The organism is Erwinia sp. Leaf53, assembly GCF_001422605.1.
In the GTDB taxonomy this organism is placed as follows: Bacteria; Pseudomonadota; Gammaproteobacteria; order Enterobacterales; family Enterobacteriaceae; genus Erwinia.
This window is the reverse complement of the sequence record NZ_LMLK01000005.1, coordinates 18,458-38,702: the sequence shown is the minus strand read 5'-3', so window position 1 is coordinate 38,702 and position 20,245 is coordinate 18,458. Positions and strand designations below refer to the sequence as shown.

Genomic DNA, 20,245 nt, shown 5'->3' with positions numbered 1-20,245 from the left:
GCGATCGTCTACAGTCCCAACAGCAGTTGCCGCTCCAGCTGCGGGTCCAGCAGCGTGACGTGCAAACCGACCAGCCTGACGCCGCGCCCTGCGCGCCGCTCGTGCCAGGCTTTCTCCGCAACCGCAATCAAATCGTCTTTGTTCAGCACCGGCCAGACGTGTTCCTGGGTGGTGAGCTGGAAATCGTTGAACTTAAGCTTAACGCCCTGCCGGGCGATCTGGCGATCGGGCCGGATCTGCTGCAACCGCCGCTCCAGTTCGTCATACAGCCGGTCAATCACCGGCAGGCACGCCTGCCATTCATGGATATCTTCCGACAGCGTGCGCTCCACCCCCAGCGACTTGCGCTGGCGCTCCACCACCACTTCACGCTCGTCGAGGCCGTTGCTGCGCTCCCACAGCACGCGGCCAAACTTACCAAAGCGCTTTAGCAGCGTCGCAAGATCGGTTTTCTGCACGTCTGCGCAGGTATACAGGCCCAGCTCCTCAAGCTTGCGCGCCGTCACCTTGCCGACGCCGGGGATCTTCGCCAGCGGCAGGCCGAGCAGGAATGCGGGCATCTCTTCCGGAGTGATAATGAACTGCCCGTTAGGTTTGTTGATATCGGAGGCGATTTTGGCGAGAAACTTGATCGGCGCCACCCCGGCGGAGGCGGTGAGATCCAGCTCACGCTGGATGGTCTGGCGGATCTCACGGGCGATCAGCGTGGCGGAGCCGTGGCAGTGCGGGCTGTCGGAGACGTCGAGATAGGCTTCATCCAGCGACAGCGGCTCCACAAGCGAGGTATAGCGCGAGAAGATATCGCGGATATGGCTGCTGGCCTCTTTGTAAGCGTCATAGCGGCCGGGGATCACCCGCAGATGCGGACAGAGCTTCAGCGCCATCGCCGTGGACATGGCGCTGTGCACGCCATATTTCCGCGCCGGATAGTTCGCGGTGCTGATCACGCCACGCTGGGTCTGGCTGCCGCCGATGGCGATTGGGATCTCGCGCAGGGTTGGATCGTCGCGCATCTCCACGGCGGCAAAGAAGCAGTCCATATCCACGTGAATGATTTTGCGCATATCCCCTCCGACAGTACTGGATAAGTATACAGCCATATTAAGCAAATTCAATCCGGCCCCGATCGCCGTCACATCCTCGCCGGAAAAGGTTTTTATTCTTCGCAATCTTGCTAAAAAAATGGACAATGCTAATGTGTCGCTGCGATAGCGGAATTGTCCGATATTGTCAGTACCGACGCCTGCGGGCGTTGCTTTCCACCCCTCTTTTCAAGGGAAACAGAATGGCCAAAATCGCACTGCTGTTTGCGATGATTTTTATGCCCGCCGTGGTCTTCGCCAGCGCACCTGACGTGATCACGCCGCTGGCACCGGTAAGCAAAGAGTTAAAGAAACAACTGCTGGGTACACCAGTGTATCTGCAAATCTTCAAAGAAGAGCGCACGCTGGAGCTGTACGGCAAAATTGGCAACGAATTCCGCCTGCTCGACAGCTATCGCATCTGTAATTTTTCCGGTGGTCTCGGGCCGAAGCGCGTGCAGGGCGACTTTAAAAGCCCGGAGGGCTTCTACAGCGTCGGACTGTCGCAGCTGAAGCCTAACAGCCGCTTTTACCGGGCGATTAACACCGGCTTCCCGAATGAATATGACCGCCAGCAGGGCTATCAGGGCAACTACCTGATGATCCACGGCAACTGCGTGTCCGTCGGCTGCTACGCGATGACCGATGCTTATATGGACGAGATCTATCACTACGTGGAAGCGGCGCTGCGCAACGGCCAGCAGCGCGTCGAGGTCAGCATCTATCCGTTCCGCATGACCGACAGCAATATGCAGCGCCACCGCTATTCAACCTATATCAACTTCTGGAAACAGCTGCAGCCGGGTTATGCGCACTTTGTGCAAACCAAACAGCCACCAGTGGTGGCCGTTAGCGACGGAAAATACGTGTTGAGCCGCCCGATGGTGAACGGCCCGGAAAGTAACAACTCAGCCCTCGCGCTCACCCAGACAAAATAGCGCCCACTCACCGGGTTCAATTTTGTTCCAGCTCTCATTGGCCGTCAGCGGCTGGGTGGCAATCACCGTGACCACGTCGTTCGGCGTGGTCTGCTTCTGAAAATCAATCTCCACGTCCTGATCCAGCAGCTTGGCCTTGCCAAACGGCGCACGCCGGGTGACCCAGAACAGATTGGTCGAGCAGAACGCCATCAGATAGCGGCCGTCCGACAGCAGCATATTGAAAACGCCCTTCTCACGCAGCTCTGCGGCCAGCTCGGCGATATAGCGGAACACCGCCGGCCAGTTGCCCGGCGTGCGCGGATAGCGCGTGGTCAGCCTGTGCAACAGCCAGCAGAAAGCCAGCTCGCTGTCGGTTTCACCGATCGGACGGTAGCTGCCGGTTTCCAGGTTTTTATAACCCTTCAGCTGCCCGTTGTGCGCGTAGGTCCAGTTACGCCCCCACAGCTCGCGGGTAAACGGATGGGTATTTTCCAGCGACACCTCACCGCGGTTCGCCTGGCGAATGTGCGCCACCACCGAATGGGACTTGATCGGATATTCCTGCACCAGCCGCGCAATTGGCGACTGGAAGCTCGGCTGTGGATCTTTAAATGTGCGGCAGCCTTTCCCTTCATAGAAGGTAATGCCCCAGCCATCCTTATGCGGACCGGTTCCGCCCCCGCGCTGAACCAGCCCGGTAAAGCTAAAACAGATGTCCGTCGGGACGTTTGCACTCATCCCGAGCAGTTCGCACATAGTCTTACCTCAAGAAAAAACGGAAGTTATTTAACCATCTCTTTTTCGATCAGCAGCATCAGGATATGGATCACCTTAATGTGGATCTCCTGGATGCGATCGGCGTAGCCAAAATGCGGTACGCGGATTTCAATATCCGCCGTACCGGCCATTTTGCCACCGTCTTTTCCGGTCAGGGTGATCACTTTCATCCCCTTCACACGGGCCGCCTCAACCGCTTTGATAATGTTCGCGGAGTTGCCTGAGGTGGAAATGCCCAGCAGCACGTCACCTTCACGGCCTACCGCTTCCAGGTAGCGCGAAAAGACATAGTCATAACCAAAGTCGTTACTGACGCAGGAGAGGTGGCTGACGTCAGAGATGGCGATCGCCGGGTAGCCCGGGCGGTTTTCGCGGTAGCGGCCGGTCAGCTCCTCAGCAAAGTGCATCGCGTCACAGTGCGAGCCGCCGTTACCGCAGGACAGCACCTTCCCCCCGGCCTTGAAGGAGTCAGCCAGCAGCACCGCCGCCTGCTGGATGGTTTGGATATTGGCGTCGTCACTCAGAAACGTATTCAGCGTGTCTGCCGCTTCATTCAGCTCAGCGCGGATGATGTCCTGGTACATAGGGATGTCCTTTATGAGGTAAGAGTTACCCAACAAGTTTATCAAGTTGCCGGTAAGGCGAAAAGCGATCTCCCCGGCGGCAGGGTGGATTAGCCGCAAGGGCGGCGGCTTTGTGAGCCAGGTTGTAATTATTGTGTAAACAGATTGCGTCATTTCTCCTGCTGAACTAAATATAAAGCAACTGGTATGACCTCTTACTTCTTGCGACATGGAGCACTCATTATGATGGTTCTCAGTATCGTGGCGACAATCGTATTGATTAGCGCCCTGTTCTACCACCGCATCAGCCTGGCAACCGCCAGCCTGATCCTGCTGGCGTGGACCGCCGTGCTCGGCCTGGTCGGGCTGTGGACGCTGTGGCTGCTGTTGCCACTGGCGCTGCTGCTGCTGCCGTTTAACCTGCCGTCACTGCGCCAGTCGCTGTTCAGCAAACCGATGCTGGGCACCTTCCGCAAAGTAATGCCGCCGATGTCGCGCACTGAGAAAGAGGCGATTGACGCCGGTACCACCTGGTGGGAGGGCGATCTGTTTCGCGGCACGCCGGACTGGAACAAGCTGCACGCCTACCCACGGCCGGTGCTGACCGCCGAAGAGCAGGCGTTTCTGGATGGCCCGGTGGAAGAAGCCTGCCGGCTGGCCAACGACTTCAGCATTACCCACGAAATGGCCGACCTGCCCCCCGAGCTGTGGGCATACCTGAAACAGCACCGCTTTTTCGCGATGATCATTAAGAAAGAGTACGGTGGGCTGGAGTTCTCCGCCTACGCCCAGGCGCGGGTGCTGCAGAAGCTGGCCGGCGTTTCCGGCATTCTGGCGATTACCGTTGGCGTGCCTAACTCACTGGGCCCGGGCGAACTGCTGCAGCATTACGGTACGGAAGAACAGAAAAACCACTATCTGCCGCGACTGGCACGGGGCGAAGAGATCCCCTGCTTTGCGCTGACCAGCCCGGAAGCCGGCTCCGATGCCGGGGCCATTCCCGATACCGGCGTGGTCTGCATGGGCGAGTGGCAGGGTGAGCAGGTGCTGGGCATGCGCCTGACCTGGAACAAACGCTATATTACCCTGGCGCCGATCGCTACCGTGCTCGGGCTGGCGTTTAAGCTCTCTGACCCGCAGCACCTGCTGGGCGAAACCGAAGAGCTGGGGATTACCTGTGCGCTGATCCCGACCGGCACGCCAGGCGTGGAGATCGGCACCCGCCACTTCCCGCTTAACGTGCCGTTCCAGAACGGCCCGACGCGCGGCAACGATATTTTCGTGCCGATCGACTTCATTATCGGCGGCCCGGCGATGGCCGGTCAGGGCTGGCGCATGCTGGTTGAGTGCCTGTCGGTCGGCCGCGGCATTACCCTGCCCTCCAACTCCACCGGCAGCCTGAAGAGCATTGCGCTGGCCACCGGCGCTTACGCGCATATTCGTCGCCAGTTCCGTCTGCCGATCGGCAAAATGGAGGGGATTGAAGAGCCGCTGGCGCGCATCGCCGGTAACGCTTACGTGATGGACGCCGCCGCTACGCTTATCACCAGCGGCATTATGCAGGGGGAAAAACCGGCGGTGCTGTCGGCGATCGTCAAGTATCACTGCACCCACCGCGGCCAGCGGGCGATCGTCGACGCGATGGATATTGCCGGCGGTAAAGGCATTATGCTCGGCAGCAGCAACTTCCTTGCCCGCGCCTATCAGGGTGCGCCGATCGCCATTACCGTGGAAGGGGCCAATATTCTCACCCGCAGCATGATTATCTTCGGCCAGGGGGCGATCCGCTGCCACCCTTACGTGCTGGAGGAGATGGCGGCCGCGCAGAGCAACGATCTGGTCGCCTTTGACCGGGCGCTGTTCAGCCATATCGGCCACGTGGGCAGCAACAAGGTGCGCAGCCTGTGGCTGGGGCTGACCGGCGGGCTGACCAGCGTGTCGCCAACCCGTGATGCCACCCGCCGCTACTATCAGCATCTGAACCGCATCAGTGCCAACCTGGCTCTGCTCTCCGACGTATCAATGGCCTCGCTGGGCGGCAGCCTGAAACGCCGTGAACGCATCTCGGCACGGCTGGGGGATATCTTAAGCCAGTTGTACCTGGCCTCTGCGGCGCTGAAGCGCTATGAGGATGAGGGACGCAACGAGGCGGACCTGCCGCTGCTGCACTGGGGCGTGCAGGATGCGCTTAACCAGGCGGAAATCGCCATCGACGACCTGCTGCGCAACTTCCCTAACCGGCCGATCGCCATGCTGCTGCGCGGGGTGATCTTCCCGCTCGGCCGCCGCTGCCGTGCGCCGTCTGACCAGCTTGACCACCAGCTGGCGCGCATTCTGCAGGTGCCTTCCGCTACCCGCAGCCGGCTGGGTCGTGGCCAGTATCTGGCCCCGGGTGAAAATAACCCGGCCGGTCAGCTGGAACAGGCGCTACAGGACGTGATGGCCGCCGAAGCGATTCACGATCGCCTGTGCAAACAGCAGCAGCAACACTTCTCCTTTACCCGTCTGGACGCGCTGGCCGCCGAAGGGCTGGCGGCTGGCTGGGTCACGCAGGAAGAAGCGGAGGTGCTGATTCGTGCAGAAACCAGCCGCCTGCGCTCAATCAACGTCGATGAGTTTGCCGCCGATGCGCTGGCAACCCAGCCGGTAAAGCGCGAGCAGCAGCCGAAAACGGCACAGGGAACGGCGAAAGAAACGACAACAGGCGTGGCGACGGGGACAGGAACGACTGAGCAAACGACTGCAGGACGTAAAACAGAAGCGGCCTGACTGCCTTAACGCTACGTGAAGCGAAAGCGCCGTTACCCTCTGAGTACAACGTGGGAGCAGCAGCCTGAACTGAGGTTGACGTATAACAGGAGCGGCTCGAGAGCCTGATGACATAATCAACGGCCCCGGCAGATGTTCACCCTGAAGGTGACGTTTGCCGGGGCCGTTTTTTTGATTCAGCCGTTCTGGCGAATACGCATAATCAGCGCGTCGATATCCGGCACGTGGTTAGCCAGCAGGATCAGGCTGCGGCCCAGCGTAATAGCCTGACGCACGCACTCGACGCGCATCGCTTCATCGCCGATGCTCTTAATATCCGCCACCTGCGACATACCAACGGTGCGGCGAATCAGTTCGGTACCGCAGAAACCGATGGTATCGCGCCACACCTTCTGCAGAAACTCACGGGCGTAGCCCGGATACGCCAGCGCCCGGTCGCGGCTTTTCTCCGCCGCCAGCGCGAGGAAACCTTCGCTGAAGCTCAGCCACACTTCCCGCACGTCAGCCAGGCGTTTCTCGCGCCCGTCCGCCGCTTCGCGTGGCGGCAGCAGCCCCGGCAGCGCGCAGTAACCGATCAGCAGATTGCCCAGTGCGGTACCGATATCAAAACCGATCGGGCCGTAGAAGCCAAATTCGGCGTCAATCACCTTCAGGCTGCCCTCGGCGACAAAAATCGAGCCGCTGTGGATGTCACCATGCAGCAGCGCTTCGGCATGAGAGAAGAAGCGGTGCTTCAGCCCGGCCACGGCAATTTTCAGCTCTTCATCGTAACGCAGCGACGCCGCCAGGCGCTCCAGCGCTCGCGGGTAGGCGTTGCGTTCGTGCTGTTCGTAAGGTTCGTTGAAGAACAGCTCTTCGGTGATGTCGCACAGCTCCGGGTTGGTAAAGCGGATCACTTCTGCTTTCTTCTGATGCGGGTGCTGGAAGAAATCAGAGGTGTGGAACAGCGTCTGCGCCAGATACTCGCCCAGCTGCGTTGCCGCCTGCGGATACTCAACGCCTTTGACCAGCTCCCCGCGCCAGATGGCGTGATCGGAAAGATCTTCCATCACCATCACCGCCAGATCAGCATCGTAGTGCAGGATCTTCACCGTATGCTGCGGGCAGAACTTACCGTGTTCGATCAGCGTTTCCGCTTCCAGCCGGGCGCGATCGAGGGTCAGCGGCCAGGATTCGCCAACGCAGCGCACGTACGGCAGCGCCTGCTTGACGATCACCCGGCTGACGCCGTCGGTGTCGAAAATCTTGAAGACCAGGTTGAGATTACCATCGCCCACTTCCAGCGAATCCACCAGCTGGTGTGGATGTTCCACGCCGCCAAACTGGCGGGCATATTCCACGGCATCCGCGGCGGTGAAAGTACGGTATTGCGACATTACCTGATCCTCATCTTGCAAAATCGTTGTTATAAGCCGTTCAGACGTCTATACATCCATGTTGCATGTTGGCACAATATGGCGCATTAAAGCAACCGGGATTTCATTCATGCAGACACTCACCACCACCAGCCTTCAGGTTCGCGACAATCAGCTGTTGATCCTCGATCAGCAGGCCCTGCCCCAGCAAAAAATCTGGTGCCCGACACCGGACGTGGCCACGCTGGTCGGCCATATTAAAACCCTGCGCGTGCGCGGGGCGCCGCTGATTGGGCTGTCCGCCAGCCTGCTTCTGGCGCTGCTGGCCGAACAGGGGATGTCCCGAACCGGGCTGGCCGAGGCGCTGGAGGTGCTGCGCGCCTCACGCCCGACGGCGGTGAACCTGATGAACAACCTTGACCGTATGAAGCTGGCGCTGGCGCAGGACGGCCACGTCAACGCGCTGGTGAGCGAAGCGCTGCGGCTGATTGAGGAAGACAAGGCGCTGTGCGAGCGCATCGCGGCGGCCGGCAGCCCGCTGATCGTCGCGGGCAGCCGCCTGCTGACCCACTGCAACACCGGCGGCCTGGCGACCGCAGGCGTCGGCACGGCGCTGGGGGTGATCGCGCGTGGTTATACAGAAGGCAGGGTGGCCAACGTCTGGGTGGATGAAACCCGTCCGCTGCTGCAGGGCGGCCGCCTGACGGCGTGGGAACTGGGCGAGCTGGGCGTGCCTTATCAGCTGATCTGCGACTCGATGGCCGCCACGCTGATGGCGCAGGGCCAGGTCGATGCCATCTGGGTCGGCGCTGACCGCATTGCGGCTAACGGCGACGTCGCCAACAAAATCGGCACCTACAGCCTGGCGGTGCTGGCCCACTATCACCGCGTGCCGTTCTACGTCGCCGCGCCGCACACCACGCTGGATCGCGGCTGCCCGAACGGCGCGGCGATTCCAATCGAGCAGCGTGACGCCCGCGAAGTCACCGGCGTGGCCGGCAGTTTTGGTGACGTGCAGTGGGCACCGGAGAATGCGCAGGTTTATAACCCGGCGTTTGACGTTACCCCCGCCGCGCTGATTAGCGGCTGGGTGCTGGACACCGGCGTGGTGACGCCGGAAGAGGTGACGGCAGGCGCGTTTCAGCCGCGCGGCTGACAGGAACGGGAAGGGTGCAAAGCCCGGCTGTCGTTTATGCCGGGCAGCCAGCAAATAAAAAACCCGGCTCAGGCCGGGTTTTTCGCTTCAGATGCGGTCAGCCTCTGCCCGCCAGAAAAACAATCTGCACGGACCTCACGAGCAAAGCCGAATGTCTTCGTCCTTCAGCCCGGTTTGCTTTCCATAATCAGTCCAGACGCGGATAAGCATCGGCAATGTTGTCGCCGGTGAAGTTAGCGATCCAGCCTTCCTGGTTATCGAAGATGCGGATCGCGGTGAAGTGCGGTGACGATCCCATATCGAACCAGTGCGGAATGCCGGCCGGCACCGAGATCAGATCGTTCTTTTCACACAGGATCTGGTAGATGTGCCCGTCCAGATGCAGGCAGAACAGCCCGGCGCCCTCAACGAAGAAGCGTACTTCATCTTCACCATGGGTATGTTCGTTGAGGAACTTGCTGCGCAGCGTCTCTTTCTGCGGGTTATCCGCGCGCATGCTGATCACGTCCCAGCTCTGGTAGCCTTTCTCGGCCACCAGGCGATCGATAGCGTGCTGATACGCCTTGATTACCGTGTCGGAATCCGGGTTTTCACCCAGGTCGCGGTCGGCTTCCCAGCGCTCAAAACGGACTTCTTTAGCATTAAGTTTGGTGGCGATCTCTGCGGCATCGGTGCTGTGCCACACCGGGGTGGTCGCTTCGGTATCGGTAAAAATAGTCAGTGCACTCATGAGTTCAACAGCTCCTGGTTAATCTGATCAAAACCTGAAACCTGGCGATGGCGGCTCTCATTATCCGCTTCGCCACGGATTAACTGAATCGTCTGCCAGCCTGCCTGCTCTGCGGCATCCAGCTCCTGATGAATATCTGACAGGAACAGCAGCTGGCCGGTCGGCAGACCAATCTGGCTGGCGATGTTGCGGTAGGACTCCACCTCGCGCTTGGCACCGACGTGGGTATCAAAATAGCCGCTGAACAGACCGGTAATATCACCCGCGTCGCTGTAGCCAAATAACAATTTCTGCGCAGCTACTGAGCCGGATGAATAAACATACAGCGCCACACCCTGCTGCTGCCACTGTTTCAGCGCCGGCAGCACGTCCGCATACAGGTGGCCGGTAAAGCTGCCGTTCAGGTAGCCGTCACGCCAGACCATGCCCTGCAGCGCCTTCAGCGCGGTGGATTTACGATCCTGATCCATATAACCGAACAGCACGTCTATCAGCGACTGTACGTCGGCGTCAGGCTGGCCGCTTTCGGCACGCAGGTCGTCAAGCGCCTGCGCGACTGCCGGTTGCGCCTGGTTGGCGAGGATAAACGCCGGCAGGTTTTCGCGGGCGTAAGGGAACAGCACGTTGTGTACGAAGCGGATGTCGCTGGTGGTGCCTTCAATATCGGTGATTATTGCGCGGATCATCTGGCCTCCAGCAGGCGGCGCTGCAGCTCGCACTGGAACAAGAATTCCAGCCCTTCCAGATGGCGGCGCGCTTCGTTAACGTCTTTGCCCCAGCAGGTCAGGCCGTGGCCGCGCAGCAGGAAGCCGTAGCGCAGCGGCGTATGGGCGGCAAACTGTTCAATACGCTGCGCCAGGCCGTCGATGTCCTGATCGTTGTCAAACAGCGCGATCGGCACGCAGTCGAGGTGCGAGTGCTGCCCGGCGAGGGTTTTCTGCATCTCGTAGCCCTGCAGCTCCAGCGCCGCGCCCTTCTCCACGCGGGAGAGCACCGTGGAGTTTACGGTGTGGGTGTGCAGCACAGCACCGGCCTCCGGGAACAGGCGATAAATCAGCGTATGCAGCCCGGTTTCCGCTGAGGGTTTGCGTCCGGACGGCACGCGGTTGGTAGCGATATCGACCTGGATAAAGTCATCGCGGGTCAGGCTGCCTTTGTCTTTGCCGGACTCGCTCAGCAGGCAAAACTCGGCATCCTGGCGCACCGACATATTGCCACCGGTGGCCGGGGCCCAGCCGCGTTCGCCAATCCAGTGACAGGCGCTAACCAGCTGATCTAACTGAGAGTGTTGTGTCATATTTTTCCTTTCTACCTCAGACACTACTGACGGCTGTCTGTTACATATAGCCGTCTAAGCGTCTTGATTGCCAAAAAATCATCTCGTGTTATATTGGCAGAAATAGCGGATTAACACATCAATTTACTGCGTTGTAAAAGGGTTATCATTTATGAGCCGGACGTCGTTTACCCCAGAGAGCAAACTGCCTGCACTGGGCACCACCATTTTTACCCAGATGAGCGCTCTGGCGCAGCAGCACAACGCCATTAATCTGTCGCAGGGGTTCCCGGACTTTGACGGCCCTGACTACCTGCAGCAGCGCCTGGCTCACCACGTCAGCCAGGGCGCTAACCAGTACGCACCGATGATCGGCGTGGCCCCGCTGCGTGAAGCGATTGTCAGAAAGACCGCCGAACTCTACGGCTACCGCCCGGATGCCAACACGGAAGTGACCGTCACCACCGGCGCCACCGAGGCGCTGTTTGCGGCGATTACCGCGCTGGTGCGCCCGGGCGATGAAGTTATCTGTTTCGACCCGAGCTACGACAGTTATGCGCCCGCCGTGGCGCTGGCCGGCGGCGTGATGAAGCGTATTGCGCTGCAGCCTCCGGCCTTTAAGGTGGACTGGGCGGAGTTTGCCAGCCTGCTGTCGCCGAAAACCCGGCTGGTTATCCTCAACACGCCGCACAACCCGTCCGCCACCGTCTGGCAGAAAAGCGACTTTGCCGCGCTGTGGCAGGCGATTGCGGAGCAGGAAATCTACGTGCTGAGCGATGAAGTCTACGAGCACATCTGCTTTGACGCCGCCGGCCACGCCAGCGTGCTGGCGCACCCCCAGCTGCGCGAGCGGGCGATTGCCGTCTCCTCGTTCGGCAAAACCTTCCATATGACCGGCTGGAAAGTCGGCTACTGCGTGGCACCGCCGGTGCTGAGTGCCGAGCTGCGCAAGGTGCATCAGTACCTGACCTTCTCGGTGAACACCCCTGCGCAGCTGGCGCTGGCAGATATGCTGGAACAGCACCCGGAACACTACCGTGAACTGCCCGAGTTTTACCGCGCGCGTCGCGACCGCTTTACCGCCGCGCTGGCCAACAGCCGTTTTAAGATTTTGCCGTGTGAAGGGACCTATTTCCTGCTGGCTGACTACAGCGCCATCTCCGATCTGGATGACGTGGCCTTCTGCCAGTGGCTGACCCGAGAGGCCGGCGTGGCAGCGATCCCGCTGTCGGTGTTCTGCGCCGACGCCTTCCCCCATAAACTGATCCGCCTGTGCTTCGCTAAGCAGGAAGCCACGCTGGACGCTGCCGCGGAGCGCCTGTGTCAACTTTAGAAATTACCGTACTGCAACAGCCGCTGACATGGATGGACGGCGCCGCTAATCTGCGCTTCTTTGACCAGCTGCTGGCGACGATCCACGGCCGCGACCTGATCGTGCTGCCGGAGATGTTTACCACCGGCTTCGCGATGGAGGCGGCGAAAAGCTCACTGCCGGAGGCGGAGGTGATAACCTGGCTACAGGCGAAAGCCCGCCAGACCCGCGCGATGGTGGCAGGCAGCGCGGCGATCCAGGTAGAGAAAGGCGCGGTCAACCGCTTCTTCCTGGTGGAGCCGGAAGGCAAGGTCCATTTCTACGACAAGCGCCATCTGTTCCGCATGGCCGGCGAGCACGAGCACTATCTGGCCGGTGAACGCCGCGACGTGATCGAATGGCGCGGCTGGCGCATTCTGCCGCAGGTCTGCTACGACCTGCGCTTCCCGGTGTTCTCCCGCAACCAGAACGACTACGACCTGGCGCTGTACGTCGCCAACTGGCCGGCACCGCGCGCGCTGCACTGGCAGACGCTGCTGCAGGCGCGGGCGATTGAGAATCAGGCGTATATCGCCGGTTGCAACCGCGTCGGCAGCGACGGCAACGGCCACCACTACAGCGGCGACAGCCGGATCATCAGCCCGCAGGGTGAAATCCTCGCCGCCGATGAACCGCACCAGCCTGCACGGCTGGATGCCACCCTGTCGCTGGAGAACCTGCGCGACTACCGCGAGCGCTTCCCGGCGTGGCGCGACGCCGACGGCTTCAGCCTCTGACCCCATCCAGGGGCTGGCGAGCGTTCGCCAGCCCCACTTCCTCCCTGCTTACCCCTGTCCGGGGGATAAACAACGCGCACTGAAGCGCCTACACTCGACGACGCCAGACTATCCCATTAAAAGGAGTGTCCCGATGTCCGTCAGCCCGTCTCCGCTGTTTTCCGGCCTTAAGGTGCTGGATATCGCTACCTTTATCGCTGGCCCTGCCGCCGCGACCATCCTCTCTGACTTCGGTGCTGACGTGATCAAAGTAGAGTCGCCTTCCGGCGATCCCGATCGCGTGCTGTCGCAGAACCCTAATATGCCGGCCAGCGACTATAACTACGCGTGGCAGTTGACCAACCGCAACAAGCGCAGCCTGATCCTCGACCTGAAATCCCCTGAAGCACGCGAAGTACTGGTGCCGCTGATCGAGTGGGCGGACGTGGTGGTCACCAACTACCTGCCTGAGATCCGTGAACGACTGGGGCTGACCTGGCCGGGCGTGCACGCCATCAACCCGTGGGCGATTTATGCCGATATCACCGGTTACGGCGCACAGGGGCCGGACGCCAACGAACCCGGCTTTGACTCCTGCGCCTGGTGGGCGCGTAGCGGGCTGATGAACACGCTGCGCAACGCCGACGCCGAACCGGTGATGACCCTGCCCGCGTGTGGCGACCACGTTAGCGCCACCGCGCTGTATGCGGCGATCGTCACCGGCCTGCTGATGCGCGAAAAAAACGGCGAGGGAATGCAGGTTTCCACCTCGCTGATCGCCAACGGCATCTGGACCGCCGCAGAGTATGTTGAAGGCGCGCTTAACCAGGCGACGCCGGCGCGGCAGGCGGACCGTAAAGATCCGGTAAACGCGCTCTCGAACTGTTACCGCACGGCGGACGACCGCTGGCTGGTGGTAAGCGCCTTTCAGCGAAAAGACTGGCAGAAGCTGCTGGTTGCGCTGGATGCAGAGCAGTTGGGCAGCGACGAACGCTTTGCCGACGTCGCCAGCCGTATCCGCCACACCCGTGCACTGGCCGCCGAATTCACCCGGCGCTTCGCGCAAAAAACGTTGCACCAGTGGCGGACGATCCTCACACGGCACCGGATCATTTTTGGCATCGTGCAGACCTTTCCCGAGGTGGTTAGCGACCCGCAGCTGCATCTGAACGCCTGCCTGCTGCCCTATCACGATCGCCAGGGCAGGGAACGCCTCACGGTCTCGTCGCCGTTTACCCTCAGTGGCGTTAACAAGGTCACGCCGCGCCCGGCACCGGAGTTTGGTGAACACACCGACGCCATCCTGCAGTCGCTGGGGTTTACCGCACAGCGCATCGATCGGCTGAAAAAAAATGGCGTGATTATCTGACCGAGAGGGAGCGACAACATGGAACGTGAAACCGTTGACTACGATGTGGCGATTTTATGCGCTGGAGGCCGATCTTTTCCATACTGTGCCGAAACTCATCAGGCTCCTGCCCTGAGTATTCACACCTTTTGTTTATACGCCGTGGGCGAATTTGTCTAGGTTGTGCAGAGGATAAGCGTCAACAAGGTGAGTTTATGCAACCCGTCAGAAACGTATTAAGCCCGCGAGAAATCATGGTGCTGTCACTGATTGCGGCAGGCAATTCCAACAAGGAGATCGCTATTGTCCTTGCTATCACGCCCGAGACCGTCAAATCGCATATCAAGCACATTCTGATTAAGCTGACCGCCCGTAACCGGGCGCAGGCGGTATCGCTGGCGCAGCGTTCCGGGCTGCTGGCCGAAATGTCCTGAACCAGTCAGGTCAGGCAGCGCCGGCCGCTATCTTCGTAACCAATCAGGCAACGTTGCCCACAACAGATAAGGCACCGCTGCCTGGCTGGGCCTCCGTCTCAAAGGAAAAGCGGACGGGTTTATTATCCCCTGAACAGGGGTCGCGGCGGCACACGGGCGGCCGCCGCGGCTGACGGACGAACGGTTATTCTGAGCAGCGGGTGGCGAAATCGCTGACCACTTCCACGTACGCCTGCAGCGCCTGAGCGACGTCGCCCGGCAACACCGCTTCCGCCGGATGGTGGCTGATGCCGCGATCGCAGCGCACAAACAGCATGCCCACCGGCCAGCGTTCGGCCACCGCGATGGCATCATGGCCGGCACCGCTCGGCAGCGCCAGGCTGCGCCCCTGAACACGGGTCACCGCGCGGCCGAGCGCCGCCTGCAGCCCGTCATCGCAGGCGGTGGCCGGAATGCGGTAATACTCGTCTGAGCTGAAGGTCAGGCCACGACGCAGGGCGATAGCTTCCGCCTGCACCAGCAGGTCCGAGAGCAGCTCGGCCAGCGGCCGATCCTGCGGGCCGCGCACGTCCAGCGTCAGCGCCACTTCGCCGGGGATGACATTAACCGCACCCGGCTGGCACTGCAGCGTACCGACCGTCGCTACCAGCTGCGGATCGTGCTGCGGCGTGCGCTGCTCAACGTAGACCATCCACTCCGCCGCCGCCGCCAGCGCATCTTTGCGGTGGCTCATCGGCACCGTGCCGGCGTGGCCGGCCTCGCCGGTAAAGCGGCAGTTCAGGCGGCGGGCACCGTTAATCGCGGTGACCACCCCCAGCGCCAGCTGCGCCTGTTCGAGGCACGGCCCCTGTTCGATATGCAGCTCAAGATAGGCGGCAAAGTCCTCAACGTCGCGCGCCGCCTGCCACAGCAGATGCGGCTTCAGACCGATATCGCGCATCGCCTGCTCAACGGTAATGCCGTTGCCGTCCGGATGCGACATCCAGCTCTCCGGCCAGCTGCCGGTCAGCCCGCGGCTGCCGAGCAGGGTGATGCCAAAACGCGTGCCCTCTTCGTCGGCAAAGCCGATAATCTCCAGCGCCAGCGGCAGCCGCTGGCCGCGATCGTGCAGGTACTGCACGGTTTCAATCGCCGCCAGCACCCCCAGCATGCCGTCGTAGCGGCCGGCGTTGCGCACGGTATCCAGATGCGACCCGAGCAGGATCGCCTGCGCGGCCTCGGTCTGGCCTTCGTAACGGCCGCAAATGTTGCCGACGCTGTCCTGCCATACGTGCATGCCCGCCGCCTTCATCCATTTGCCCACCAGCGCGTTGGCGCGCAGATGCTCCGGCGACAGGTAGACGCGGGTCAGCATGCCCGGCGTTTCGCTGAGCTCAGCCAGCGCATCGCAGCGAGCCATCACCCGGGCGGCGGCGACCTGCGCCGCCTGTGCATTTAACAGGCAATCGCTCATCAGCAGCTCCCGCGGTAGTGATCCCAGGCCGCCTGCATCGCTGCGCCCTGGGTGGTGCGGAAGCCGAGGTGGTTCAGCACCGCTTCCAGCGCGCTCAGCGTCTGCATCACGCAGTCCTTACGCGCGTTGTAACCCATGGTGCCGATGCGCCACACTTTGCCAATCAGCGGGCCAAATGAGGTGCCAATCTCTATGCCGAAATCCTCCAGCATCAGCTTACGTACCTGGTCGCCGTTGACCCCGGCCGGGATCATCACCCCCAGCACGTTGTTCATTTTGTGCGTCAGGTCGCCGAAGGTCTCCAGCCCCATGCCCTGCACGCCTTTCAGCAGCGCGTCGCCGTGCAGCTTGTGGCGAATGATCCCGTTATCCAGCCCCTCTTCGAGGATCAGCCGGGCGCACTCGCGGGCGCCAAACAGCGCGCTGGTGGCTTCAGTGTGGTGATTGAGGCGCTCCGGCCCCCAGTAGTCCATGATCATGCCAAGATCGAAGTAGTTGGAGTAGATCATCTCGTCTTCACCGTCCTGATGGGCGTCGGTGCGAATGCCGGCCTCCACGCATTTGCGCTGGCGGATCACCGCCTCCATCTGCGGGCTGAGGGTAATCGGCGAGGTGCCGGACGGGCCACCGAGGCACTTCTGCATCCCGGCGGAGACCGCATCCAGCCCCCAGGCATCGGTCTCCAGCGCATTACCGGCAAAGGATGCCGTGGCGTCGGTGTAGAACAGCACGCCGTGGCGGCGGCAGATCGCCCCCAGCTCTTCCAGCGGCTGTAGCATGGTGGTGGAGGTGTCGCCCTGTACCGTCAGCAGCAGACGCGGTTTGACCTTTTTGATCGCGTCTTCAATCTGGTCCGGCGTAAACACCTCACCCCACGGCACCTCAATGGTGTGTACCTCAGCACGGCAGCGGCGGGCGATCTCACACAGCAGGTGGCCGAAGCGGCCAAATACCGGCACCAGCACCCTGTCGCCCGGACGGATCGCCGACAGCAGGATCGCTTCGATGCCGGCGCGCGAGGTGCCGTCGATCAGCAGCGTCCACTGATTGTCGGTGCGGAACACGGCGCGGTAGAGCGCCATCACCTCATTCATATAGTGGGTCATCGCCGGGTCATACTGACCGATCAGCTGGCTGGACATCGCGCGCAGCACGCGCGGGTCGGCGTTGATCGGGCCCGGCCCCATCAGCAGGCGCTGTGGCGGGTTGATTTGCGAAATTGTTGATAAGTCCATTAGCGTTCCTTTAGCTGATACTAAGCGTCGGCTGCGGCTCCTGCTCAGGGCGCAACCCGCGTTAAACCGTGAGGCCCGGCACACGTTGTGTTCAGGCGGTCGGGAACGGATTACAGCCCGCGCACCGACGAGATAAATTGTTTCAGTTCAGCTGTCTGCGGTGCGGCAAACAGCGTTTTGCTGTCGCCCTGCTCCCAGACGCGCCCCTGGTGCATAAACACCACGCGATCGCCCACTTCACGGGCAAAATTCATTTCGTGGGTCACCAGAATCAGGGTCATGCCCTCTTTCGCCAGCTGTTCCAGCACTTTCAGCACTTCGCCTACCAGCTCGGGATCGAGGGCGGAGGTGATCTCATCACATAACAGCACCTTTGGCGACATGGCCAGCGCGCGGGCGATCGCCACGCGCTGCTGCTGCCCGCCGGAGAGGCTGGAGGGATAGTAATCCATCCGTTCACCCAGCCCGACTTTTTCCAGCATGCGGGCGGCCAGCTCGCGGCACTCCGCCTGGCTTTTTTTCAGCACCCGGCGCGGGGCCAGCATCACGTTTTCCAGCGCGGTCATATGCGGGAACAGGTTAAAACTCTGGAACACCATGCCCACCGAGCGGCTGATTTCACGCGCCTGGCTGTCGCGATCGGTGACGGTGATACCGCCCAGCTTAATGCTGCCTTCCTGATAGCCTTCCAGCCCGTTCATACAGCGCAGCAGGGTACTTTTTCCCGAGCCGCTGCGGCCGATAATTGAGATCACTTCCCCGGCTTCAACGTCGAGATCCACGCCCTTCAGTACGTGATTATCGCCGTAATATTTCTGCACCTGATTAATGGTGATGAGCGGCATTGAATTTCTTCTCCAGATACTGGCTGTAGCGGGACAGCGGATAACACATCAGGAAGTAGCCCAGCGCCACCAGCCCGAACACTTTAAACGGTTGATAAGTGACGTTGTTAAGGATGGTTCCGGCCTTGGTCAGCTCAATGAAGCCGATAATCGACGCCAGCGCCGTCCCCTTCACCACCTGCACGGCAAAGCCGACGGTGGGGGCAATACCGGTGCGCAGCGCCTGCGGCAGCACCACGCGATACAGGGTCTGACCGAAGCTCAGCCCCAGGCAGCGGCAGGCTTCCCACTGCCCTTTCGGCAGCGCCTGCACGCTGCCGTGCCAGATATCCACCAGGAACGCGCTGGTATAGAAGGTCAGCGCCAGCGACGCGGCCGTCCACGGCGAGACGTCAATGCCGAACAGCGCCACGCCAAAGAAGGCGAGGAACAGCTGCATCAGCAGCGGCGTGCCCTGAAACAGCGCGCAGTATCCGCTAATCAGCCGGTTTGGCCAGCGGCGGCGCAGCAGGCGCACCATCACCAGCGGCAGCGCGACCAGCGTACCGCCGATAAAGGCGGTCAGCGACAGCAGCAGGGTCCAGCGTGCGGCCAGCAGCAGATTGCGCAGAATGTCCCAGTCGGTAAAGGTGTTCATCAGGGCTGTTCTCCAAACCATTTGCGCCCGGCGGCCAGCAGCAGCTGACGCATCGCTATCGACAGCAGCAGGTAGATCAGGGTGGTCACCAGGTAGACTTCAAAGCTTAAAAACGTCCGTGACTGAATCAGGTTGGCGGCGAAGGTCAGCTCCTCGTAGGAGACCTGCGATACCACCGACGAACCGAGCATCACGATAATGCACTGACTGACCAGCGCCGGGTAAATCCGCTTCATCGCCGGTGGCAGCACCACCCGCAGAAAGGTCTGGCTGCGGCTGAGGCCGAGCACCCGGCCGGCCTCCCACTGCCCTTTCGGCGTCACCTGAATGCCGGCGCGGATAATCTCGGTGCTGTAGGCACCGAGGTTAATCAGCATCGCCAGCAGCGCGGCTTCGCCCGCCGTCAGTTTCAGCCCGAGATTCGGCAGGCCAAACACGATAAAAAACAGCTGTACCACGAACGGCGTGTTGCGGATCAGCTCAACGTAGATGCCCCAGATGCGGCTCAGCAGCGAAGGCTTGCCGCTGCGCAGCGCCGCGCCGAGGATCCCCAGCCCGACGCCGCCCACCGTGGCCAGCACCGTCAGCTGGATGGTGACCCACAAGCCGGCCAGCAGCTCCGGCCAGTGGGGCCACAGGGCGGGAAAGTTCAGTTGCCCAATCATTGCTCAGCCCTTATGCGCCGAGGTCAGCGGGCAACGGCGCTTTCAGCCACTGTTCAGACAAACCGTTCAGCGTCTTATCCTGGATGGCCTGCTCAATCAGCGCGTCCACTTTCGCCTTCAGCGCCGGTTCATTTTTCTTCAGGCCGATGTAGCACGGCGAGTCCTTCAGCATAAACTGCGGTACCGGCGCTTTGTCTGCGTTCTGGCGAGAGATCGCCGCCACCACCAGATTGCCGGTCGCCACATACTGCACCTGGCCTGAGAGATATGCGGAGAGCGTGGTGTTGTTATCTTCATAACGTTTTAACTGGGCATCTTTCGGTGCCACCTCGGTCAGCACCATGTCTTCCACCGCGCCGCGGGTCACGCCGATGGTTTTGCCGCTCAGGCCGGCGGCCTCTTTCAGCGTGCCGTCTTTCGGACCAAACACGCCAAGGAAGAACGGCGCATAGGCGCGGCTGAAGTCGATCACCTTCTCACGCTCCGGATTTTTCCCCATGCTGGAGATCACCAGGTCGACCTTATCGGTCTGCAGGTAAGGGACGCGGTTGGCGCTGGTCACCGGCACCAGCTGCAACTTAAGTTTCATCTGTTTCGCCAGGTACTTCGCCATATCGATATCGTAACCCTGCGGCTGCAGATCGGTGCCGACCGAGCCAAACGGCGGGAAGTCCTGCGGTACGGCAATACGGATAACACCACGTTTTTCAATATCCTGCAGCTGATCTGCATGGGCTACCGTCGCCTGAGTGAACAGCACCGCACCGGCCAGTAATGCGAATAAACTTTTTTTCATTTTCTCTTCCCCGGTTAATACATAATGAAACGAAAGATTCTTAAAGGGATTATTTGCAACTAATGTGCCAGCGCGCGTTGACCGGGAAGATTTTCTTAGTGGCCGGACCGGGCCGGAGAGATGACGGATTTAAAATG

The 20,245-nt window shown here is 61.0% G+C and carries 20 protein-coding genes; 7 read left to right on the top strand and 13 right to left on the bottom strand.

From position 1 onward, the window contains the following. Positions 1-8 precede the first annotated feature (8 nt). The gene (gene dinB / locus ASF13_RS06520) at positions 9-1,064 is read right to left on the bottom strand and encodes a DNA polymerase IV (protein WP_056233820.1); all 1,056 of its coding nucleotides are present in this window, start codon (positions 1,062-1,064) and stop codon (positions 9-11) included. Positions 1,065-1,285: 221 nt separating this feature from the next. On the opposite strand from dinB, the gene dpaA reads away from it, so the two are divergent. Next, a complete protein-coding gene (gene dpaA / locus ASF13_RS06515; RefSeq protein ID WP_056233817.1) occupies positions 1,286-2,020 on the top strand; it encodes a peptidoglycan meso-diaminopimelic acid protein amidase in 735 nt (244 codons plus the stop codon). On the opposite strand, the gene ASF13_RS06510 is transcribed toward dpaA, so the two are convergent. Continuing rightward, on the bottom strand, positions 1,991-2,758 hold the full coding sequence (locus ASF13_RS06510) for a class II glutamine amidotransferase (protein WP_056233816.1): 768 nt from the start codon (positions 2,756-2,758) through the stop codon (positions 1,991-1,993). The two genes, dpaA and ASF13_RS06510, sit on opposite strands and share 30 nt — an antisense overlap. Before the next feature lie 26 nt (positions 2,759-2,784). Continuing rightward, positions 2,785-3,363 (bottom strand): D-sedoheptulose 7-phosphate isomerase, encoded by a 579-nt coding sequence (gene lpcA / locus ASF13_RS06505; RefSeq protein WP_056233814.1) that lies wholly within the window; start codon positions 3,361-3,363, stop codon positions 2,785-2,787. A gap of 222 nt (positions 3,364-3,585) precedes the next feature. On the opposite strand from lpcA, the gene fadE reads away from it, so the two are divergent. Next, positions 3,586-6,111 carry an acyl-CoA dehydrogenase FadE gene (gene fadE, locus ASF13_RS06500; protein ID WP_082502305.1) on the top strand — a complete coding sequence of 842 codons (2,526 nt, stop codon included), beginning with the start codon at positions 3,586-3,588 and terminating at the stop codon, positions 6,109-6,111. Between the two features lie 176 nt (positions 6,112-6,287). Here fadE and mtnK read toward each other — a convergent pair whose 3' ends face one another. Continuing rightward, positions 6,288-7,487: an S-methyl-5-thioribose kinase gene (mtnK, locus tag ASF13_RS06495; RefSeq protein ID WP_056233812.1), complete on the bottom strand. Its 1,200-nt coding sequence runs from the start codon at positions 7,485-7,487 to the stop codon at positions 6,288-6,290. A gap of 109 nt (positions 7,488-7,596) precedes the next feature. Between mtnK and mtnA the strand changes: the two genes are divergently transcribed. Then, entirely contained in the window at positions 7,597-8,622 is a 1,026-nt protein-coding gene (gene mtnA, locus ASF13_RS06490; protein ID WP_056233810.1) for an S-methyl-5-thioribose-1-phosphate isomerase, read from the top strand. 187 nt (positions 8,623-8,809) lie between these two features. Here mtnA and ASF13_RS06485 read toward each other — a convergent pair whose 3' ends face one another. The 3 genes from ASF13_RS06485 to ASF13_RS06475 are packed head-to-tail and all read right to left on the bottom strand — an operon-like array spanning position 8,810 to position 10,649. Next, the gene (locus tag ASF13_RS06485) at positions 8,810-9,352 is read right to left on the bottom strand and encodes an acireductone dioxygenase (protein ID WP_056233809.1); all 543 of its coding nucleotides are present in this window, start codon (positions 9,350-9,352) and stop codon (positions 8,810-8,812) included. Continuing rightward, positions 9,349-10,038, bottom strand: coding sequence for an acireductone synthase (gene mtnC / locus ASF13_RS06480; protein WP_056233807.1), 690 nt, complete (start codon positions 10,036-10,038; stop codon positions 9,349-9,351). The genes ASF13_RS06485 and mtnC overlap by 4 nt, the downstream gene beginning before the upstream one ends. Further along, a complete protein-coding gene (locus ASF13_RS06475; protein WP_056233805.1) occupies positions 10,035-10,649 on the bottom strand; it encodes a methylthioribulose 1-phosphate dehydratase in 615 nt (204 codons plus the stop codon). The genes mtnC and ASF13_RS06475 overlap by 4 nt, the downstream gene beginning before the upstream one ends. A gap of 151 nt (positions 10,650-10,800) precedes the next feature. Here ASF13_RS06475 and ASF13_RS06470 point away from each other — a divergent pair, with 151 nt between their 5' ends. The 4 genes from ASF13_RS06470 to ASF13_RS24645 all read left to right on the top strand — a co-directional run bounded on the left by ASF13_RS06470 (position 10,801) and on the right by ASF13_RS24645 (position 14,477). Beyond that, positions 10,801-11,961 carry a pyridoxal phosphate-dependent aminotransferase gene (locus ASF13_RS06470; RefSeq protein WP_056233803.1) on the top strand — a complete coding sequence of 387 codons (1,161 nt, stop codon included), beginning with the start codon at positions 10,801-10,803 and terminating at the stop codon, positions 11,959-11,961. Next, positions 11,949-12,716 (top strand): amidohydrolase, encoded by a 768-nt coding sequence (locus ASF13_RS06465; protein WP_056233801.1) that lies wholly within the window; start codon positions 11,949-11,951, stop codon positions 12,714-12,716. Before ASF13_RS06470 ends, ASF13_RS06465 begins: the two co-directional genes overlap by 13 nt. A 133-nt stretch (positions 12,717-12,849) precedes the next feature. Beyond that, positions 12,850-14,064 (top strand): CaiB/BaiF CoA-transferase family protein, encoded by a 1,215-nt coding sequence (locus tag ASF13_RS06460; RefSeq protein WP_056233800.1) that lies wholly within the window; start codon positions 12,850-12,852, stop codon positions 14,062-14,064. Between the two features lie 194 nt (positions 14,065-14,258). Then, positions 14,259-14,477, top strand: a complete 219-nt coding sequence (locus tag ASF13_RS24645; protein ID WP_158239890.1) for a response regulator transcription factor — start codon at positions 14,259-14,261, stop codon at positions 14,475-14,477. Positions 14,478-14,661: 184 nt separating this feature from the next. On the opposite strand, the gene hpxK is transcribed toward ASF13_RS24645, so the two are convergent. The 6 genes from hpxK to ASF13_RS06425 all read right to left on the bottom strand — a co-directional run bounded on the left by hpxK (position 14,662) and on the right by ASF13_RS06425 (position 20,108). Further along, on the bottom strand, positions 14,662-15,930 hold the full coding sequence (gene hpxK, locus ASF13_RS06450; RefSeq protein ID WP_056233796.1) for an allantoate amidohydrolase: 1,269 nt from the start codon (positions 15,928-15,930) through the stop codon (positions 14,662-14,664). After that, positions 15,930-17,165 carry an alanine--glyoxylate aminotransferase family protein gene (locus ASF13_RS06445; RefSeq protein WP_056233794.1) on the bottom strand — a complete coding sequence of 412 codons (1,236 nt, stop codon included), beginning with the start codon at positions 17,163-17,165 and terminating at the stop codon, positions 15,930-15,932. The genes hpxK and ASF13_RS06445 overlap by 1 nt, the downstream gene beginning before the upstream one ends. Before the next feature lie 110 nt (positions 17,166-17,275). Continuing rightward, the gene (locus ASF13_RS06440) at positions 17,276-18,010 is read right to left on the bottom strand and encodes an amino acid ABC transporter ATP-binding protein (RefSeq protein WP_056233792.1); all 735 of its coding nucleotides are present in this window, start codon (positions 18,008-18,010) and stop codon (positions 17,276-17,278) included. Further along, complete coding sequence (locus ASF13_RS06435) at positions 17,991-18,647, bottom strand: amino acid ABC transporter permease (protein WP_056233789.1); 657 nt, start codon at positions 18,645-18,647, stop codon at positions 17,991-17,993. Before ASF13_RS06435 ends, ASF13_RS06440 begins: the two co-directional genes overlap by 20 nt. Next, positions 18,647-19,312: an amino acid ABC transporter permease gene (locus ASF13_RS06430; RefSeq protein WP_056233787.1), complete on the bottom strand. Its 666-nt coding sequence runs from the start codon at positions 19,310-19,312 to the stop codon at positions 18,647-18,649. The genes ASF13_RS06435 and ASF13_RS06430 overlap by 1 nt, the downstream gene beginning before the upstream one ends. Before the next feature lie 10 nt (positions 19,313-19,322). Beyond that, positions 19,323-20,108, bottom strand: a complete 786-nt coding sequence (locus ASF13_RS06425; protein ID WP_056233784.1) for a transporter substrate-binding domain-containing protein — start codon at positions 20,106-20,108, stop codon at positions 19,323-19,325. Positions 20,109-20,245: the final 137 nt, after the last annotated feature.

What these genes read in the sequence shown, in the direction of transcription:
- dinB (WP_056233820.1), bottom strand. Translation starts at nt 1,064, where the DNA reads ATGCGCAAAATCATTCACGTGGATATGGACTGCTTCTTTGCCGCCGTG.
- dpaA (WP_056233817.1), top strand. Translation starts at nt 1,286, where the DNA reads ATGGCCAAAATCGCACTGCTGTTTGCGATGATTTTTATGCCCGCCGTG.
- ASF13_RS06510 (WP_056233816.1), bottom strand. Translation starts at nt 2,758, where the DNA reads ATGTGCGAACTGCTCGGGATGAGTGCAAACGTCCCGACGGACATCTGT.
- lpcA (WP_056233814.1), bottom strand. Translation starts at nt 3,363, where the DNA reads ATGTACCAGGACATCATCCGCGCTGAGCTGAATGAAGCGGCAGACACG.
- fadE (WP_082502305.1), top strand. Translation starts at nt 3,586, where the DNA reads ATGATGGTTCTCAGTATCGTGGCGACAATCGTATTGATTAGCGCCCTG.
- mtnK (WP_056233812.1), bottom strand. Translation starts at nt 7,487, where the DNA reads ATGTCGCAATACCGTACTTTCACCGCCGCGGATGCCGTGGAATATGCC.
- mtnA (WP_056233810.1), top strand. Translation starts at nt 7,597, where the DNA reads ATGCAGACACTCACCACCACCAGCCTTCAGGTTCGCGACAATCAGCTG.
- ASF13_RS06485 (WP_056233809.1), bottom strand. Translation starts at nt 9,352, where the DNA reads ATGAGTGCACTGACTATTTTTACCGATACCGAAGCGACCACCCCGGTG.
- mtnC (WP_056233807.1), bottom strand. Translation starts at nt 10,038, where the DNA reads ATGATCCGCGCAATAATCACCGATATTGAAGGCACCACCAGCGACATC.
- ASF13_RS06475 (WP_056233805.1), bottom strand. Translation starts at nt 10,649, where the DNA reads ATGACACAACACTCTCAGTTAGATCAGCTGGTTAGCGCCTGTCACTGG.
- ASF13_RS06470 (WP_056233803.1), top strand. Translation starts at nt 10,801, where the DNA reads ATGAGCCGGACGTCGTTTACCCCAGAGAGCAAACTGCCTGCACTGGGC.
- ASF13_RS06460 (WP_056233800.1), top strand. Translation starts at nt 12,850, where the DNA reads ATGTCCGTCAGCCCGTCTCCGCTGTTTTCCGGCCTTAAGGTGCTGGAT.
- ASF13_RS24645 (WP_158239890.1), top strand. Translation starts at nt 14,259, where the DNA reads ATGCAACCCGTCAGAAACGTATTAAGCCCGCGAGAAATCATGGTGCTG.
- hpxK (WP_056233796.1), bottom strand. Translation starts at nt 15,930, where the DNA reads ATGAGCGATTGCCTGTTAAATGCACAGGCGGCGCAGGTCGCCGCCGCC.
- ASF13_RS06445 (WP_056233794.1), bottom strand. Translation starts at nt 17,165, where the DNA reads ATGGACTTATCAACAATTTCGCAAATCAACCCGCCACAGCGCCTGCTG.
- ASF13_RS06440 (WP_056233792.1), bottom strand. Translation starts at nt 18,010, where the DNA reads ATGCCGCTCATCACCATTAATCAGGTGCAGAAATATTACGGCGATAAT.
- ASF13_RS06435 (WP_056233789.1), bottom strand. Translation starts at nt 18,647, where the DNA reads ATGAACACCTTTACCGACTGGGACATTCTGCGCAATCTGCTGCTGGCC.
- ASF13_RS06430 (WP_056233787.1), bottom strand. Translation starts at nt 19,312, where the DNA reads ATGATTGGGCAACTGAACTTTCCCGCCCTGTGGCCCCACTGGCCGGAG.
- ASF13_RS06425 (WP_056233784.1), bottom strand. Translation starts at nt 20,108, where the DNA reads ATGAAAAAAAGTTTATTCGCATTACTGGCCGGTGCGGTGCTGTTCACT.